The following is a 17425-nucleotide window of genomic DNA, read 5'->3' on the forward strand; positions in this document are numbered from 1 at the left end:
ACGACGAGTTGGTGTGGCGCGGGTGGCCGGGGAAGAGTCCAAGGTCACGTTGACAGCGACGATCAAGAACCCTACGCTCGCATTCAAGCAACGGAAAGATCAAGTCGCGCTGAGCACATGACGGCCGCTTTGAGAGACTTCGTCAGCGGCAGTGCCCGATGCGGACCGAACCGACTTTCCCCACCCCATTACTCCAGCGCTTTACGGAAATGTGGTCGCATGAAGGGCATAGTTCTGGCCGGAGGCACCGGCACCCGGTTATACCCATTAACGCACGCCGTCTCGAAACAATTACTTCCGGTGTACAACAAACCGTTGATCTATTACCCGCTCTCGGTACTGATGCTGGGTAAGATCCGGGACATTCTCATCATTTCCTCGCCCCAGCACTTAGGCGCCTTTCAGGAGCTCCTGGGCGATGGCAGCCAGCTCGGAATCAATATCGAGTACGCCGAGCAGGCGGAGCCGAACGGAATCGCCGAGGCCTTTATCATCGGTTCCGATTTCATCGGCTCCGATCCGGTGACGCTCGTACTGGGCGACAACATCTACCACGGCCCCGGGTTCGGCAGACTGCTCCAGGCGGAGATACAGAATCTCGACGGCTGCGTACTGTTCGGCTATTCGGTCGGCGACCCCGAGCGCTACGGCATCGGCGAGGTGGATGCCGACGGGCAGTTGATCTCCTTGCAGGAGAAGCCGGCCGCACCCAGGTCCGACCTGGCCGTCACCGGTCTGTACGTGTACGACAACGACGTGGTGGACGTGGCCAAGAACGTGCGTCCCTCGCCGCGCGGCGAGTTGGAGATCACCGATGTGAACCGCGTCTACCTGGAGCAGGGCAGGGCCAGGATGGTCAACCTCGGGCGCGGATTCGCCTGGCTGGACACCGGTACCCACGACTCGCTGCTCCAGGCCTCGCAGTTCGTCCAGACGCTGGAACAGCGCCAGGGCGTACGGATCGCATGCCTGGAGGAGATCGCCTTCCGCATGGGCTTCATCGACGCCGCGGCGTGCTACGAACTCGGCAGTCAGCTGGCGAAGACGGGCTACGGAAAGTATTTGATGGAGATTTCCCACCACAGCTGATTTCTCACCCATCTTCCACCGACTCCATCATCTTCCACTGACTCCATACTGAGAGGTGGCCCATGCGGATACTTGTCACCGGGGGTGCCGGGTTCATCGGCTCGCACTTCGTCCGGCAGACCGTGCAGAACAATTACCCGGAGCTGGCCGGATCCGAGGTGACGGTGGTCGACAAACTGACCTACGCGGGCAGCAGAGAAAACCTCGCACCCGTGTCCGCGAGCCCCGGCCTGCGCTTCGTCGAAGGCGATATCTGCGATACGCGACTGATGGCGGAATTGATGCGGGGCATGGATCTCGTCCTGCACTTCGCCGCCGAGTCCCATGTCGACCGTTCCATATCCGGGGCCGGGGAATTCGTGCGGACCAACGTGCTGGGGACGGAGGCACTGCTGACCGCCGCATCGGACGCCGGGATCGGCAAATTCGTCCATGTGTCGACCGACGAGGTGTACGGCTCCCTGGACGCCGACGAAAAGCCGTGGACGGAAGAGGAGCCCCTCGCCCCTAATTCCCCCTACGCCGCGTCGAAGGCGTCCGCCGACCTGATGGTGCTCGCCTTTCACCGCACCCACGGGCTGCCGGTGTGCCTCACTCGGGGATCCAACACCTACGGCCCGTACCAGTACCCGGAGAAAATTGTTCCGCTGTTCGTTTCCCGCCTGCTGGCCGGACAGAAAGTTCCGCTCTACGGCGACGGCGAGAACATTCGCGACTGGCTGCACGTCGACGACCACTGCCGGGGCATTGCACTGGTGGCCGCGGGCGGAAAGTCCGGGGAAATCTACAACGTCGGCGGCGGCACGGAACTGACCAACCGCGCGCTGACCGAGCGGGTGCTCGAACTGCTCGGCGCGGACGGCTCGATGGTGGAACGGGTGGCCGACCGCAAGGGTCACGACCGGCGGTACGCGATGGACATCTCCAAGATCTCGAACACCCTGGGCTACCGGCCCGCGGTGGAGTTCGACGAGGGGCTCGCGGCGACGGTCGACTGGTACCGCCGGCACCACGGTCGTTGGCAGGACGCCGCATAGTCCCGCCGGTCTCGCCCCGCTTCCGCGAGGAGGGGGCCGGGTCACAGCCGTGAAGGCTGTGACCCGGCCCCCTCCTCTCCTTCAGCTCGACACTGCGATGCGTGCGGTGGACCGGGAACCCGAGACCTCCACCAGCCGGTCGCACGCGGGGAGTTCGCCCCCGACTCCCGTCAGGAGCCAGCACGTGCGGTCCTGGGAGAGCCCGGTGAACAGCGCGGCCAGCAGCGGGTCGGCGGCGAACGGGTCCGTACCGGCCGTCGCGTCCACCACCACCAGGGACGGATCGCCGGCCAGCGCACACAAGAGCGCCAGCCGCCAGCGGTCCTCCGAGGAGAGCGGCTCGGTCGACGGCTCGGTGGACGGCGCGGTCAGCGACTCGGTCAGCGGCTCGGAAGCGATGTCCTGCGCGGCCACCGCGGCGCGCAGCCGGTTCAGCCCGTCCTGTACACCGGGCCGGTCCGCCAGCCGGTCGGGGAAGGATTCGAGCAGCCGGCTCGCCTCCTCCCGCGTGTGCCCCGCGTCCTGCGGGCGGACCCGGGCGATGTGCCGCTCCACGACGGACGGGGCGAGGGCGCTCACGTCCACCCCGCCGATGCGCACCTGCCCGGACGTGGGTGTGACGTCGCCGGTCAGCAGGTCGCCGAGCAGCAGCCGGGTGCCGTCGGGGATTCCGACGAGCGCCGTGGTCGTACCGCCCGGGATCTCGAACGAGACCGTGTCGAGCACGGTCGTGCCCTCCACCCGCAGGCTGACGCCGTCGAAGACGAGGTCGGTGCTGTCGGGCCAGTCGGCGCCCGGCCGGACCTCCTGCGACCCGGACTCCCCGGTGTCCAGCAACTTGCCGATGGTGGACATCACTTCGCGTGCGTTCATGACGGTGCTGGTCAGCAGGACGGCTTCCATCACGGGCCGGTACGTGAGGACCGACAGCACGATCAGTGCGACGCCCTTGGTTCCCGAGAGCCCGTCGCCGGAGACGGCCGCCGCGCAGGCGCCGACAGCGCCGCACGCGGCGAGTTCGACCGCCCGCCACAGCAACACCTCGCCGGTGGCGCTCGCCAGGATGCCGCCCGAGCGCCCCGCACCCTGCTCCTCGTAACTCCGGCGGAGCCACTCCGCCCCGTCGGGCTGCTCGCTGCGGGACAGCAGCCGGGCCACGAGGAGGGAGCACAGCGCCAGCACGATCAGCCCCGCCGCCAGCGTCAGAGCGATCTTCAGGTTGACGAAGGCACTGATGACGATCACGGTCAGTGGTGTGGCGGCCGCGGCCACCATCGGCCGCATGACATGTGCGGGAAGTCCCATCAGGACCACGACCGCGGTGCCGTCGAGCGCGGCCAGCCGGTCGGAACGGGCTACGCCGAGGGCGCGGTTGGGCAGTTTCGCCGTGTGCTCGGCGACCTCCCTGTGCAGGGTGGTCACCAGTTCGGCGCCCAGCTCGTTGCCTAGGGGCACGCTGCGGTAGTGCAGTACCGCGTACACCAGGCCGACGACCGCGAGAGCGGCGATCCAGGCCCAGGGCGCCGCCGCACCGGGGGTGAGCAGGCCCTCCGTGATGGGCACCACGAAGGTGAAGGCGACGCCCTGGACGACGGCGCCCAGGAGCAGGAACAGGCACAGCGACGTCAGTCCCTGTTTCCCCGAGACCTGAAGGAAACGAGCGAGCACGGCCCTCATCGGGGCACCTCCTGGAACGCGGGGGACCCTGCGGACCCGGTGGACAGGGCCACGGGGGCCGCAGCGCGGCGCGGCCCCCCGACCGGGTCGAGCAACCCGGCGTACGGGCTGCCGGGACCGGTCAGCTCCTCGTGGGTGCCCGCTGCCACCACCTTCCCGGCTTCGGTCACCACGAGAGCGCCGTCGAGGACCGCGGGCGGCCCGGTGGCGACGACCACCACGGCCGCTCGGCCTCGCAGTTCGGCAACGGCTGCCCGGACGGTGTCCGGGCAGCCGGGGAAGGCCCGCTCGTCGAGCAGGACGACCTCGCGGTCCGTGGCGAGCAGCCGGGCGAGCGCGATCCGCTGGAGCTCGGGGTACGACTGCGGCGCCTCGGAGCCCACGATCGCGTCGTAGCCCCGGGGCAGTGCGGCGATCGTGTCGTGGCAGCCTGCGATGCGCGCGACGCGTTCGGCCTCCGCGGTGCGCCCGTCCGTGCGGTCGGCGGTGATGTACGCGCCGATGGGGCCGATCACGACGGCCGGGTCGGCCTCCACCGCGGCGAGCCGCTCCGCGGGGGTATCGGCGAGCAGCCGGTCGATGACCGAGTCCGCGCCCGCGTCGGTGGTGGCGACGACGGTCAGCACCCCGCGCTCGGGCAGCTCCAGGGCGGGGCCCGGGACCGGCTCGGCCTCCGGTGACACACCGTCCGCGGTGTCCGATGTTCCCGCGCCGTCCGCGGCGGCGGAGGTGCCCGCCCCGTCCGCGGAGCCCGCCGGGGCCGCCGGGGCCGCCGGGGCCGCCGCGGGCGGCACGCTCCCGGACGCGAACCGGCTCAGGCGCGCCGCGGCCTTCTTGCCCTCCCCCCATTCTTCGACGAAGTAGGTGATGGCCAGCAGGGGTGCGGCCAGTCCCGCGCCGACCAGCAGGAACGGGATCAGATCGGCGGGGGCCAGCCACTCCGAGCGGGTCAGCAGGGCTCCCCCGCACAGGACGAAGACGAGCACGGTCAGGGGTGAGAAGGCGATCTCGGCCAGCGCCCGGCCGCCCAGCAGCGAGCCGATGCGGACCCGGAAGAACTCGCTGAACTCATCCGTGACGTCGGCCAGTCGGGCGGCGGAGCGCCGGGTCGCGGCGGCGGTCGCGGCCCGCGTGCCGGCCGGGTTGATGCGGCGCGGCAGGCCCACGGTGGGGCGTACCGCGTCGATGCCGCTGATGCTCGCCGCGTAGTCGCTCGCCATCTCGCGGAAGAAGCGCGCGGAGATGAAGCCGAAGACGGCGAAGCCGAGCAGGATCGGAGCCAGGGTGATGAGCGCCATCAACCAGTCGACCCAGAACAGATAGCCGATCGACAGGACGAACACCAGGACCGCCGAGAGGAGTTCCGACCCCGCCCGGCCCACCATGACGCCCATGGAGACGATGTCACGGCCCAGTGTGGTGCCGTGCTCCTTCCAGGCGGCGTGCAGCGGCCGGGCCGCGCGGGCGCCGCGCAGCCTGCCGGTGACCGCGAGGAGCAGTGTGTCCTGGGTACGTGCCCCCGCCTCCTTGCTCAGGACACGGCCCACCAGCTGGGCCACGAACCCGACGACCGCCGCGGCGGCGACCACGAGGACGAGCCGGCCGATCCTGCCGCCGTCGGGGTCGCCGTCGAGGAGTTCCCTGCACACCTCGATGACGGCGAGGACGGGGCCGACCGTGGCCACCGCCCCGGCCGCTTCCAGGACGAGCGCCGTCCGTGCGCGCCAGACGGCTCCAGTGGGTGTGCTCATCGCTTCGTGACCAGGTAATCGCCGAGGACCAGGAAGTCGATGTCGGTGCCGAGGAAGCACTCGACCGCGTCCTTCGGGGAGTTGACGACCGGCTCGCCCGCGACGTTGAAGGAGGTGTTGACCAGGCACGGCACATCGGTGCGCGCGGTGAACTCGCGCAGCAGCTCGGCCAGTCGGGGATTGCTGTCGTCCGTCACGGTCTGGACGCGCGAGGTGGCGTCGATGTGCGTGGCGGCCGCGATGGTCTGCGTGTACTCGGGCTTCACCGGGAACACGAAGGTCATGTACGGCGAGCGCTCCTTCTTGCCCATCTCGAAGACCTTCGGCGCGTTCTCCTCCAGGACGATCGGGGCGAACGGGCGGAACGGCTCACGGTGCTTGACCCGGGTGTTGATGATGTCCTTCATGTCCGCGTGGGACGGGTTGGCCAGGATGGAGCGGTTGCCGAGCGCGCGCGGCCCGTACTCGGTACGGCCCTGGAACCAGCCGATGACCGTCTTGCCGCTGAGCAGTTCGGCGGTCTTCGCGACGATCGCGCCGTCGGCGTGCTCCTCCCAGGTGACGCGGTCGGTGTAGGCGTCCAGGGTGGCGAGGACCTCCTCGGCGGTGTACTCGGGGCCGAGGTAGGGCGTCTTCACGGGCACGAGCGGGACGTTCTGCTCGCGGACGACGTGGGCTGCCGCGCCGATGGAGATGCCCGGGTCGCTGGCGCCGAAGCTGACCTCGGCGCGCTCGAACGGCAGCTCCTCCAGGAGCTTGGTGTTGTTGACGCAGTTGAGCGCCACACCGCCCTCGTATATGAGGTTGCGCAGGTCGGTGACGTCGGCGAGGGCGCGCAGCTGGTGCGCGGTGACCACTTCGAGGGCCTGCTGTGCGGCGCTCGCGACCCGGACCTGGTACTCGAACTCACCGCGGTTGTCGTCGTTGCCGCCGAAGATCTCGTCGAAGAGGGCGATGTAGGCGCGGGGACCACGCGGGTCGTTGGCCAGGGCCAATGAGTAGCGTCCGGGGGCGTCGAGGGAGACAACGTGGTTCAGGATCGGGTTGTCCTCCCGCGCCGGCGGCTCGCCGAACCCACCGAGGCCCATGACCTTGTACTCGTCGTTGTTCGGGGTGAAACCGAGGTATCGGGTGATCTCGGCGAAGAGCTGGGCGATGGAGTTCTGGGAGTCGATCGTGAACTGATCGAAGACCTTCACCTCGCCGTCGCGGATCTCGCCCATGATGGCGCTGTCCGACTCGCCCTGGCCGTCGCTGATGATGAAGGCGGCGTCGTCGAAGCCGGCGAAGGCGCGGCCGCAGGCGAGGTGTGCCCGGTGGTGCGGGACCGTGACGAGCTTGTCCTCGGCCAGCTCGAAGCCGGTGTTGCGGGCGAAGTCCTGGAGGATCGCGGTCTTGCCGAGCATGCCGGTGTAGAGCTCGCCGAAGTCGGAGAGGGCCTTGAACTTGTACTCGGGGGGAATCGGCGCACCGGCGATCGTGGAGATGGCGGTGTCGGCGAACTCCGGGCTGAACCGCCAGCCGAAGGCGTAGTAGTCGACGTCGGCGAAGTCGAGCCCCGCCTGGTCGAGGACCCAGCGCATGGCGTTGATCGGGAAGGCGGTGGTCTTCTTCTGGCGGTTCATGCGCTCTTCCTCGACGGCGGCGACCAGCTTGCCGTCGATGAACAGGGACGCGGCCGCGTCGTGACCGAGGAAGCTGTGCCGATCGACGCTGTCCTGCGTGTAGCCGTAGAGCTTGCCGAAGATGTCGGCGGCGCGGGAGAAACCGTTGTAACCAAGAACTATCACTGCGCTGTCTCCTCTGGAGCACGGATCTCTGTGAGCCGCGGTGGTGATGTGGTGGCCGGTGGAAGTGGCCGGTGAGAGCCGCGGGGCAGAACTGCGCCCTGCCCCGCGGAGGTTCAGATGTCGCGTTCCGCGAGCCATCCGCGGATCGCGGTGGTGGTCATGGCGATGTTCTCCTCCATGAGCGTGAAGTGGTCGCCCGGTGTGGTGATCCGCGTGTGCGGAAGGGACCAGGTGGCCCGCCAGCCGTCGTCGTCGAAGCCGTCGGCCTGGTACGGCAGGGGCTCCTCGGCGCCCACGAAGAGGGTCGGCGCCTTGGTCCCACTGAGCGCGCACTCGTCCATCAGCGTGTGGTAATGCCCCATCGCGCTGAGGCGGACGCCGCTCAACGCGCCGCTGCCGAAGAGGTGTTCGCGGGCGAAGAGGCCGTCCAGCATGGCGCGGCTCAGCTCGGCGGAGAACCGCGTACCGGCTTGGAAGGTGTCCAGGACGACGGTACCCGAGGGGGCGAGCCCCGACCGCTCCGCGTGCGCGGCAAGGGCGTGGCCGATCAGCCCGCCCGCGGAGTGCCCGAGGAGCACGAAGGGCCGCGAGCCCAGGGCCGAGCGCAGTGCCTCGACCTGGAGGTCGAGGAACGCCTCGAACGACCCCGGCACCAACTCGCCTTCATTGAAACCCGGGTTGACCAGCACCATCACATCACGTTCGCCCTGGATCTGCTGGGCGAGCCCGACGTACTGGAGGGCTCCCGCGGTCGCCGTGATGGCCGGGACGCAGACGAGGGCCGCACGGCCCTCGTCGCCCCTGGCCAGACGGATGGGCTCCTGCAGGTGCTCCGCCGCGCTCTCCTGGCCGAAGACCGCCCGCAGCCGGCCTGCGGCCTGGATGAGGTCCATGCCGGTCGAGCCCGCCCTGCCGAGGGCGTGGGACTGGCGGTAGAGAGCCTCCAGGCTGTCGAACGGCGAGGCGGGGGCGGCCGTGCCGGTGGTGCCCGTGTCGCCCGGCTCCGGCGCGGTGCCGATGAGGTCGACGAGGTGTACGGCGAGGAGTGCCGTGGTCGGGTGCTCGAAGAGCGTGGCCGCGGCGAGCTCCAGGCGTAGGAGCGAGCCGAGCCTGGTGCGTATGTCGATGCCCGCCATCGAGTCCACGCCCAGGTCGAGGAACTCGCTCTCCACGTCGATGACTTCGGCGTCGCCGTGCCCGAGGACCGCGGCGAGCTCGGTACGGATGAGGTCCTCTACGAGCCGGGCCCGTCGGTCGGGCCCGGCGGCGAGGACTCGCGCGACGGCGCCCGGCCCCGCCTGCGCGGGGCGGGCGGCGGGCCGTTGGGCCGGCGCTCGCGGGGTGGGGGCCTCGGTGTCACGGGCGCGCCGGAAGCCGGCGGTGGGCACCGCCCTGAGAGACAGCTCGCGGACCTCGGCGACCGGCCGACCCGTGGTGTCGGCCAGGTGCAGGCGGAGCGCGCCGTCGCCCGCGTCGGACACTCGTACGCGAAGGCTCGTGGTGCCGGTGGCGTCGAGGACCCGTACCCCGCTCCAGGCGGCGGACAGCCACACCTGCGCACCGTCCGCGTCCGTGTCCGTCGGCCGCTCGGCGGTGCGCGCGTGCAGCGCGGCGTCGAGCAGGGCCGGGTGCAGACCGCCGAAGCCGTGACCCGCGGCGAAGGCCTCGTCGGGCAGCGCCACCTCCGCGAGGATGTCGGTGCCGCTGCGCCAGGCGGAGCGCAGACCGCGGAAGGCGGGGCCGTGGACGTGGCCCCGCTCCTCCAACGAGGCGTAGAGGGCCGCGGGTTCGAGGACATGGGCGCCGGGCGGCGGCCAGGCCCCGGACAGTGCGCGGAACTCCGAGGTGTCCACGGGGCTCGGCAGGGCCGGCGCGACGACGGCGCGGGCGTGGCGGGTCCACTCCCCCGCGTCCACACCGGCCGCGGGTTCGGGCCTGGAGTGCACGGTCAGCGCACGCAGCCCCGCCCCGTCCGCCGCACCGACCTGGACCTGGACGTGCACGGCGGCGTTCGGATCCAGTACCAGCGGTGCTTCCAGCGCGAGTTCGGCCACCTGGGCGCAGCCGAGCCTGTCTCCCGCGTACAGCGCCCAGTCGAGCAGGACGCTGCCGGGCAGCACGACGGTGTCCGCGACCGCGTGGTCGGCGAGCCAGGGGTGGGTGGCCTGCGCGAGCCTTCCGGTGAGCAGGGCCGTGTCGCTCTCCGCCGGCTCGACCACGCCGGCGAGGAGCGGGTGGCCGGCGGCCGTGAGCCCCACCGTGCCCGCGTCGCCCGCGGGCGGGGAGACGTCCAGCCAGTAACGCTGGTGCTGGAAGGCGTACGTGGGTACGTCGGCGGGGCGCGCCGACGAGTCGAGCAGGGCCGCCCAGTCGATGGCGCCGCCGCGCGCCCACAGTGCCGCGGCGGTCGACAGCACTGCGGGGCGCGCCTCCCGGCCCTGCCGCAGGGCGGCGGTGACCAGGACGTCGGGGCCTTCGGCCGCCGTGGCCTCCTCGACGGCGGTGATCGTCTCCGCGGCGACGAGGGTGCCCAGCTCGACGATGGCCTCGACGCCGTCGCCGAGGAGCTCCTTCACCGCGGCGTCAGGCCCGGCCGGCTCGCGCAGGGTGCGGTACCAGTGCTCGGCGTCCAGGTCGCCGGCGGCGAGGCGGGCCCCGGTGACGGCCGAGTACATCCGTACGCGTCCGTCGCCCGCGGTGACCTGGGCCGCCAGCGCCCTCACCTGCTCGTGCTCGTGCTCATGCTCGGCGAGCAGGCGGCCCTGTCCGGCGGCGAGCAGCGCGCCGTCGGTGAGAGACAGGATGCCGGCGGTGCAGGCCGCGGCGATCTCGCCGCCGCCGAAGCCGACGACGGCGACCGGGGTGATGCCGAGGGCCGACCACATCTCGGCGAGCGACACCGTGACCGCCCACAGGGCGGGGCGGGCGACGGCCGGGTCGGCGAGCCTGCCGGGATCGTCGCGCAGGACGTCGAGGACGGCGAAGTCGGCGTACGGAGCCAGGGCGGCGGCGCACTCGGCCAGCGCATTGGCGAACACCGGTGAGGTGTCCAGGAGTTCTTGTGCCGCGTCGGCCAGCCCTTCGACCCGGTCGGGGAAGACGAACGCGGTCCTCAGCGATGCGCGGGCCACGCCGCGCGCGGCGCCGTCACCGGGAACGGCCCCGGCCGCGAGGGTGTCGAGGGCGGTGGTGAAGCCGGTGGCGTCCTCGGCGAGGACCACGGCGCGGTAGTCGAAGGCCGTACGGGCGGTCGCCAGCGCGACCGCCGTCCCCGCCAGGTCCACGTCCCGCGCCACGGCGTGCTCACGTAACCGCGCCGCCTGGGACCGGAGCGCAGCGGGCGACTTGGCGGAAAGCACCCACGGCAGTACGCCGACGGCCTCCCGCCCGGACCGATCCCCGGACCGATCCCCACCCTGGGCCACGGCCTCCTCCACGGAAGCCTCCCGTGGGGCCTCCTCCAGGATGACGTGGGCGTTCGTACCACTGATCCCGAAAGAGGACACACCCGCACGCCGCACACCCCGCCCGGGCCACGCGACCTTCTTCCTCGCCAGCTCCACAGCACCCGAGGTCCAGTCCACATGACTGCTCGGTTCGTCCACATGCAGCGTCGGCGGCACCATCCCGTGCCGCATCGCGAGCACCATCTTGATCACACCCGCGACACCGGCGGCGGCCTGCGTATGGCCGATGTTCGACTTCACCGAGCCGAGCAGCAGCGGGCGACCTTCCGGGCGGTCCTGCCCGTACGTCGCGAGCAGCGCCTGCGCCTCGATCGGGTCACCCAGCGACGTACCCGTACCGTGCGCCTCCACCACATCGACATCAGCGGCGCCCACACCCGCGGTAGCCAATGCCTCGCGGATCACGCGCTGTTGCGACGGGCCGTTCGGCGCCGTCATGCCGTTCGACGCACCGTCCTGATTGACCGCGGTGCCCCGCACCACGGCAAGGACACGGTGCCCGTTGCGGCGGGCGTCGGAAAGACGCTCCACCAGCAGCATCCCCGCACCCTCGCCCCACGCGGTGCCGTCCGCACCCTCGGCGAACGCCTTGCACCGGCCGTCGACGGCAAGACCGCCCTGCTTGCCGAACTCCGCGAACACGGTGGGGGTCGACATCACGGCGACGCCGCCCGCGAGCGCCAGGTCGCACACGCCGCTGCGCAACGCGGACACGGCCATGTCCAGGGCGACGAGGGACGAGGAGCACGCGGTGTCGATCGTCACGGCCGGGCCCTCGAAGCCGAAGGTGTAGGCGATGCGGCCGGAGGCGACACTGCCCGCGGTGCCGTTGCTGAGGTACCCGGCGATCTCCTCGGGGATCTCCTGGAGCCGTGCCACGTAGTCGTGGTGCATCAGTCCCGCGTACACGCCGGTCCTGCTGCGCCGCAGGCTCGTCGGGTCGATGCCCGCGCGCTCGATGGCCTCCCAGGAGGTTTCGAGGAGCAGCCGGTGCTGCGGGTCCATCGTGGTGGCCTCGCGCGGCGAGACGCCGAAGAATCCCGCGTCGAACTCGGCCGCGTCGTACAGGAATCCGCTCTCGCGGACGTACGTCGATCCGGTGCGGCCGGGCTCGGGGTCGTAGAGCCGCTGGAGGTCCCAGCCGCGGTCGGTGGGAAAGCCGCCGATGCCCTCGCGGCCGTCCGCGACCAGGTCCCACAGCTCTTCGGGCGAGCCGACGCCGCCGGGGAAGCGGCAGGCCATGCCGACGATCGCGATGGGGTCGTCGCCGGTGGCCCGCACCTCGACGACGCGTGCGCCCCGCTCCACGGGGTCCGCGAGGGTCTCGCCCAGGAAGCCGGCGAGCGCCTCGGGACTCGGGTAGTCGAAGACGAGGGTGGTGGGCAGCTGCACCTTGGTGAACTCGGCCAGCAGGTTGCGGAGTTCGACGGCGGTCAGCGAGTCGAAGCCGAGGTCGTTGAACGACCGGTCGGGCGCGATGCCCTCGGGCGTGGTGTGGCCGAGGACGGTCGCGACGTGCTCGCGCACCAGGTCCACGAGGGCGGCGGAGCGTTCGGCGGCCGACAGTCCGAGCAGCCTCTCGTGCCATGCCGAGGTGGCGGCCGCGGGGGCGTCGGAGGCACGGCGCGGGGCGGACCTGACCAGGGAGCGCAGCAGCGCGGGCGGGTCGGCCTGGCCGCGCAGGTCCAGGCGTACGGGAACGACGACCGGCTCGTCGAGCCGCACCGATGCGTCGAACAGGGCGAGGCCCTCGTCGGCGCTGATGGCGCGGAGGCCGCCCCGGCTGAGCCTGCCCATGTCGGTGTCGGTGAGCGTCCCCGTCATGGCGCTGGGATCGGCCCACAGGCCCCACGCGAGCGAGTGCGCGGGCAGCCCCGCCGCACGGCGGTGCCGGGCGAGCGCGTCCAGGAAGGCGTTGGCGGCCGCATAGTTGGCCTGGCCCGGAGATCCGAAAATGCCCGCGGCCGAGGAGAACAGGACGAACAGGTCGAGGTCCCGCTCCCGGGTGAGCTCGTGCAGGTGCCACGCCGCATCCGCCTTGGGCCGCAGCACGGTGTCCAGACGCTCGGCGGTCTGCGCGGTGACCATGCCGTCGTCGAGGACCCCTGCGGCGTGCACCACGCCGCGCAACTCGGGCAGGGATGCGATGAGTTCGGCCAGCATCGGCCGCTGAGAGACGTCGCAGGCGACGAGGCGCACCTCGGCGCCCGCAGCGCGCAGCTCCTCGGCGAGTTCGGTGGCACCCGGCGCGTCGGCGCCGCGCCGCCCGGCGATCACCAGGTCGCGGACGCCGTGGGCGGTGACCAGGTGGCGGGCCACGGCGGACCCGATGACGCCGGCGCCGCCGGTGACCAGGACCGTGCCCTGCCCGGTGTACGGGGCGGGAGCGTCGGCGTCGGTCGCGGTGCGCACCAGCCGCCGCACGAAGACGCCTCCGCCGCGCACGGCGATCTCGGTCTCCTGGTCGGCGAGCGCGGCGCGCACGGCGGGCCAGGGGACGTCGGCGGGTCCGGTGCCGGGCGCCAGGTCGAGCAGCGCGAACCGCTCGGGGTGCTCGGAGCGCGCCGAGCGCACCAGGCCGTGCACCGCGGCCTGGATCGGGTCCACGCCCTCTCCGGGGTGCACTTCGACGGCGCCCCTGGTCAGTACGGTCAGCCGGGCCGGGGCGATGCCGTCGTCCGCGAGCCAGGCGCGGATGCGCGCCAGGGCGTGGCCCACGTGGGCCCGTAACCCGTCCGGGGCTTCGAGGGCGTCGGCGTCGGCGACTCCCGCGCAGTCCAGGAGCACGGTGTCGGCGGCCGTCAGCTCTTCGAGACCGGTGTCCGGCCCCCAGATCCGCGGAGCCGCTTCCCCGGCGGCTTCCGGTGCCCCCGCCTTCCGGGGTTCCCAGGCCTCGGTGAACAAGGACTCGGCGAGCAGGGCGCGCCTCGGGCCCACGGGGGTCGCCGAGACGGGCCGCAGGACGAGTTCGTCGATGCCGACGACGGGGGTGCCGGTGGCGTCGGCGATCCGTACGCGGACGGCGGCGGTGCCCACGGTCGTCAGACAGACGCGGACGGTACGGGCGCCGCTCGCCCACAGCCGCACGCCGCTCCAGGCGAACGGCACGCGCGAGGTGTTCTCGGCGCCGTCGGCCGCGCCGCCGAGGCCAATGACGTGCAGGGCGGCGTCCAACAGGGCCGGGTGGACGCCGAAGCCCGCGACGTCGTCCGCCGCGGCCTCGGGCAGCTCCACGTCGGCGAAGACGTCGGGGCCGCGCCGCCAAGCCCCGCGCAGCCCCTGGAAGGTGGGGCCGTAGGCGTAGCCCTGCCCCGCGAGGGCGGGGTAGAAGTCCTCGATCTCGACCCGGTCCGCACCCCGGGGCGGCCACACCGCGCCGGTGACCGCGCCGAAGTCGTCGGCGTTCGGGCTCCGGTCCAGTGGGGCGACCACGCCCTGGGCGTGCCGGACCCATTCGGGCTCCACGCCGCTCGTCCCGTCGTCGGACGGTTCGAGGCGCGAGTGCACGACGACGTGGCGGTGGCCCTCGTCGTCGGCGGGGCCCACGCCGACCTGGATCTGCACGGCGTCCTCGGGGGTGAGGACGAGCGGGGTCTCCAGGGTGAGGTCGCGGATCCGGCCGCAGCCCACGTTCTGCCCCGCGCGCAGGGCGAGTTCGACGAAGGCGGTGCCCGGCAGGAGCACGGCGCCCAGGACCGCGTGGTCGGCGAGCCAGGGGTGGGTGGTGAGCGAGAGGCGGCCGGTCAGCACGGAGCCGCCGGCGGAGCTGCCGTCGGCGACGCTGACGGCAGCTGCCAGCAGCGGGTGGTCGAGTCCGGCGAGTCCGGCGCCGCTCACGTCGCTCGCGCGGTGCGGCGGGACGCGGGGCCAGAAGCGCTGCCGCTCGAAGGGGTACGTGGGCAGGTCCTGGCCCGCGGGTACGGCGGGCAGCAGCGCGCGCCAGTCCACGTCGGCGCCGCCGGCCCACAGGGCGCCGACCGCCCTCAGCAAGGTGGCGACCAGGGGCCGTTCGCGGTGGGCGACGGAGGTGACGGTGGCGGAGTGGCCCGCGGCGAGGCTGTCCTCCATCGGCCGGGCGAGCACGGTGTGCGGGCCGATCTCCAGGAAGGCGTCCACGCGCGGCTCCGCGGCGCGCACGGCGTCCTGGAATCGGACGGCCTCGCGGGCGTGCCGCACCCAGTAGTCCGGTGAGGTGATGTCGTCCGCCGCGAGTTCACCGGTGACGGTGGAGACCATCGGGACGACCGGGCGGGAGAAGGTGAGACCCGCCAGGACGGAGCGGAACCCGTCGAGCATCGGCTCCATGAGCGGCGAGTGGAAGGCGTGGCTGACCTGGAGCCTGCGCAGCCGGCGCCCCGCCCGCGCGGCGGCCTCGGCCACCTGGTCGACGGCGTCCGACGCACCGGACACGACCACCGCGGAAGGGCTGTTGACCGCGGCGATCGCCACCCGCTGCCGGTGCTGCTCGGGCAGGGCGCGCAGCCATGCGTCGGCCTCCGCCCGGGTGGCGTCGAGGGCCAGCATGGCACCGCCGTCCGGGAGTTGCTGCATCAGGTCGCCACGGGCCACGGCCAGCGTGACCGCGTCCTGAAGGGAGAGGACTCCGGCCACATGGGCGGCGGCGATCTCACCGATGGAGTGACCGAGGACGACGTCCGGGCGCACGCCCCACGCCTCCAGGGTGCGGAACAGCGCGACCTCGACGGCGAAGAGGGCGATCTGGGTGTAGCGGGTCCGATAGATCAGCTCCGCGTGGTCCGCGGGGCGGCCTGCGGAGCCTGCGAGCACCACGTCCGCGAGCGGCACGTCGAGCTGCGGGTCGGCGGCCTCACAGACGGCGTCGAACGCCGCGGCGAAGGCCGGGAGTTGCTCGTACCACTGTCCCCCCATGCCCGCCCACTGCGCGCCCTGTCCCGCGAAGACGAAGGCGGTCCTGGCACCGGGCCGTGCCGTGCCACGGACGAGGTGGCGGCCCGTGGTGCCCTTGTCCGCGAGGGTGTCGAGGGCGGTGGTGAAGCCGGTGGCGTCCTCGGCGAGGACCACGGCGCGGTAGTCGAAGGCCGTACGGGCGGTCGCCAGCGCGACCGCCGTCCCCGCCAGGTCCACCTCCCGCGCCACGGCGTGCTCACGTAACCGCGCCGCCTGGGACCGGAGCGCAGCGGGCGACTTCGCGGAAAGCACCCACGGCAGCACGCCGACGGCCTCCCGCCCTGCGCCGCCCCCACCCTGGGCCACGGCCTCGTCCACGGAGGCCTCCCGCGGGGCCTCCTCCAGGATGACGTGGGCGTTCGTACCACTGATCCCGAAAGAGGACACACCCGCACGCCGCACACCCCGCGCAGGCCATGCGACCCGCTGCGTCGCCAGCTCCACAGCACCCGAGGCCCAGTCCACATGACTGCTCGGCTCGTCCACATGCAGCGTCGCCGGCACCACCCCGTGCCGCATCGCGAGCACCATCTTGATCACACCCGCGACACCAGCGGCGGCCTGGGTGTGGCCGATGTTGGACTTCACCGAGCCGAGCAGCAGCGGCTGGTTGCCACCCCGCTCCTGCCCGTACGTCGCGAGCAGCGCCTGCGCCTCGATCGGGTCGCCCAGGGACGTACCCGTACCGTGCGCCTCCACCACGTCCACGTCGGACGCGGCGAGGCCCGCGCTGGCGAGCGCCTGACGGATGACCCGCTGCTGCGCGGGGCCGTTCGGCGCGGTCAGACCGTTCGACGCACCGTCCTGATTGACCGCGGTGCCCCGCACCACGGCGAGGACGCGGTGCCCGTTGCGGCGGGCGTCGGAAAGACGCTCCACCAGCAGCATTCCCGCGCCCTCGCCCCACGCGGTGCCGTCCGCACCCTCGGCGAACGCCTTGCACCGGGCGTCGCCGGCAAGACCACCCTGCTTGCCGAACTCCGCGAACACACCGGGGGTCGACATCACGGTGACGCCACCGACCAGGGCCAGCGGGCAGTCGCCGGCGCGCAGCGCGCGGGCCGCGAGGTGCAGCGCCACGAGGGAGGCCGAACAGGCGGTGTCGACCGTCACGGCAGGGCCCTCGAAGCCGAGGGTGTAGGCGATGCGGCCGGAGACGACGCTGGGGGCGTTGCCGGTCAGGAGGTGGCCGAGGGACTCGTGTCCCGCCTGGTTGAGCATGCCGGGGTAGTCGGCGCCGTTGACGCCGATGAACACGCCGGCCTTGCTGCCGTGCAGGCCGGTGACGTCGATGCCCGCGCGTTCGAAGGTCTCCCAGGACGTCTCCAGGAGCAGCCGCTGCTGCGGGTCCATCTCCAGGGCTTCGCGCGGGGATATGCCGAAGAAGGAGGCGTCGAATTCGGTGGCCGTATCGAGGAAACCGCCCTGCGGGCGGGTCCTGCCCTCGAACTGCTGCCAGCCGCGGTCGTCGGGGAAGTCGCTCATGGCGTCGACACCGTCGTGCAGCAGGTCCCAGAACTCCTCGGGCGTACCGGCCCCGCCCGGGAACCGGCAGCCCATGCCGACGATCGCAATGGGCTCGCGCTCGGCCTCCTCCAGGTCTCGGACTCGGCCCCTGGTGCGCTTCAGGTCCGCCGTCACCCGCTTCAGGTACTCGACGATCTGCTCTTTCTCAGCCATGTCCG

Annotated in this window: 6 protein-coding genes; 2 read left to right on the forward strand and 4 right to left on the reverse strand. The window is 72.1% G+C overall.

The window, feature by feature from the left end; all coding sequences use genetic code 11:
* The first annotated feature begins 219 nt into the window (after positions 1-219).
* Both rfbA and rfbB read left to right on the forward strand, forming a co-directional pair.
* Complete coding sequence (gene rfbA, locus ACIQWR_RS31335) at positions 220-1089, forward strand: glucose-1-phosphate thymidylyltransferase RfbA (RefSeq protein WP_404016458.1); 870 nt, start codon at positions 220-222, stop codon at positions 1087-1089.
* A 62-nt stretch (positions 1090-1151) separates the two neighbouring features.
* Complete coding sequence (rfbB, locus tag ACIQWR_RS31340; protein WP_404016461.1) at positions 1152-2126, forward strand: dTDP-glucose 4,6-dehydratase; 975 nt, start codon at positions 1152-1154, stop codon at positions 2124-2126.
* Positions 2127-2207: 81 nt separating this feature from the next.
* On the opposite strand, the gene ACIQWR_RS31345 is transcribed toward rfbB, so the two are convergent.
* The 4 genes from ACIQWR_RS31345 to ACIQWR_RS31360 form a co-directional block, all read right to left on the reverse strand.
* Positions 2208-3803: a hypothetical protein gene (locus ACIQWR_RS31345; RefSeq protein WP_404016464.1), complete on the reverse strand. Its 1596-nt coding sequence runs from the start codon at positions 3801-3803 to the stop codon at positions 2208-2210.
* Positions 3800-5554, reverse strand: coding sequence for a hypothetical protein (locus ACIQWR_RS31350; RefSeq protein WP_404016467.1), 1755 nt, complete (start codon positions 5552-5554; stop codon positions 3800-3802). Before ACIQWR_RS31350 ends, ACIQWR_RS31345 begins: the two co-directional genes overlap by 4 nt.
* On the reverse strand, positions 5551-7344 hold the full coding sequence (locus ACIQWR_RS31355; protein WP_404016471.1) for a carbamoyltransferase: 1794 nt from the start codon (positions 7342-7344) through the stop codon (positions 5551-5553). The genes ACIQWR_RS31350 and ACIQWR_RS31355 overlap by 4 nt, the downstream gene beginning before the upstream one ends.
* Before the next feature lie 113 nt (positions 7345-7457).
* The gene (locus ACIQWR_RS31360; RefSeq protein WP_404016474.1) at positions 7458-17420 is read right to left on the reverse strand and encodes an SDR family NAD(P)-dependent oxidoreductase; all 9963 of its coding nucleotides are present in this window, start codon (positions 17418-17420) and stop codon (positions 7458-7460) included.
* Between the last annotated feature and the right edge of the window lie 5 nt (positions 17421-17425).

The organism is Streptomyces sp. NPDC098789 (genome assembly GCF_044759975.1).
Classification (GTDB): Bacteria; Actinomycetota; Actinomycetes; order Streptomycetales; family Streptomycetaceae; genus Streptomyces.

Coding starts and splice junctions, on each gene's coding strand:
- rfbA (WP_404016458.1), top strand. CDS start 220: ATGAAGGGCATAGTTCTGGCCGGAGGCACCGGCACCCGGTTATACCCA.
- rfbB (WP_404016461.1), top strand. CDS start 1,152: ATGCGGATACTTGTCACCGGGGGTGCCGGGTTCATCGGCTCGCACTTC.
- ACIQWR_RS31345 (WP_404016464.1), bottom strand. CDS start 3,803: ATGAGGGCCGTGCTCGCTCGTTTCCTTCAGGTCTCGGGGAAACAGGGA.
- ACIQWR_RS31350 (WP_404016467.1), bottom strand. CDS start 5,554: ATGAGCACACCCACTGGAGCCGTCTGGCGCGCACGGACGGCGCTCGTC.
- ACIQWR_RS31360 (WP_404016474.1), bottom strand. CDS start 17,420: ATGGCTGAGAAAGAGCAGATCGTCGAGTACCTGAAGCGGGTGACGGCG.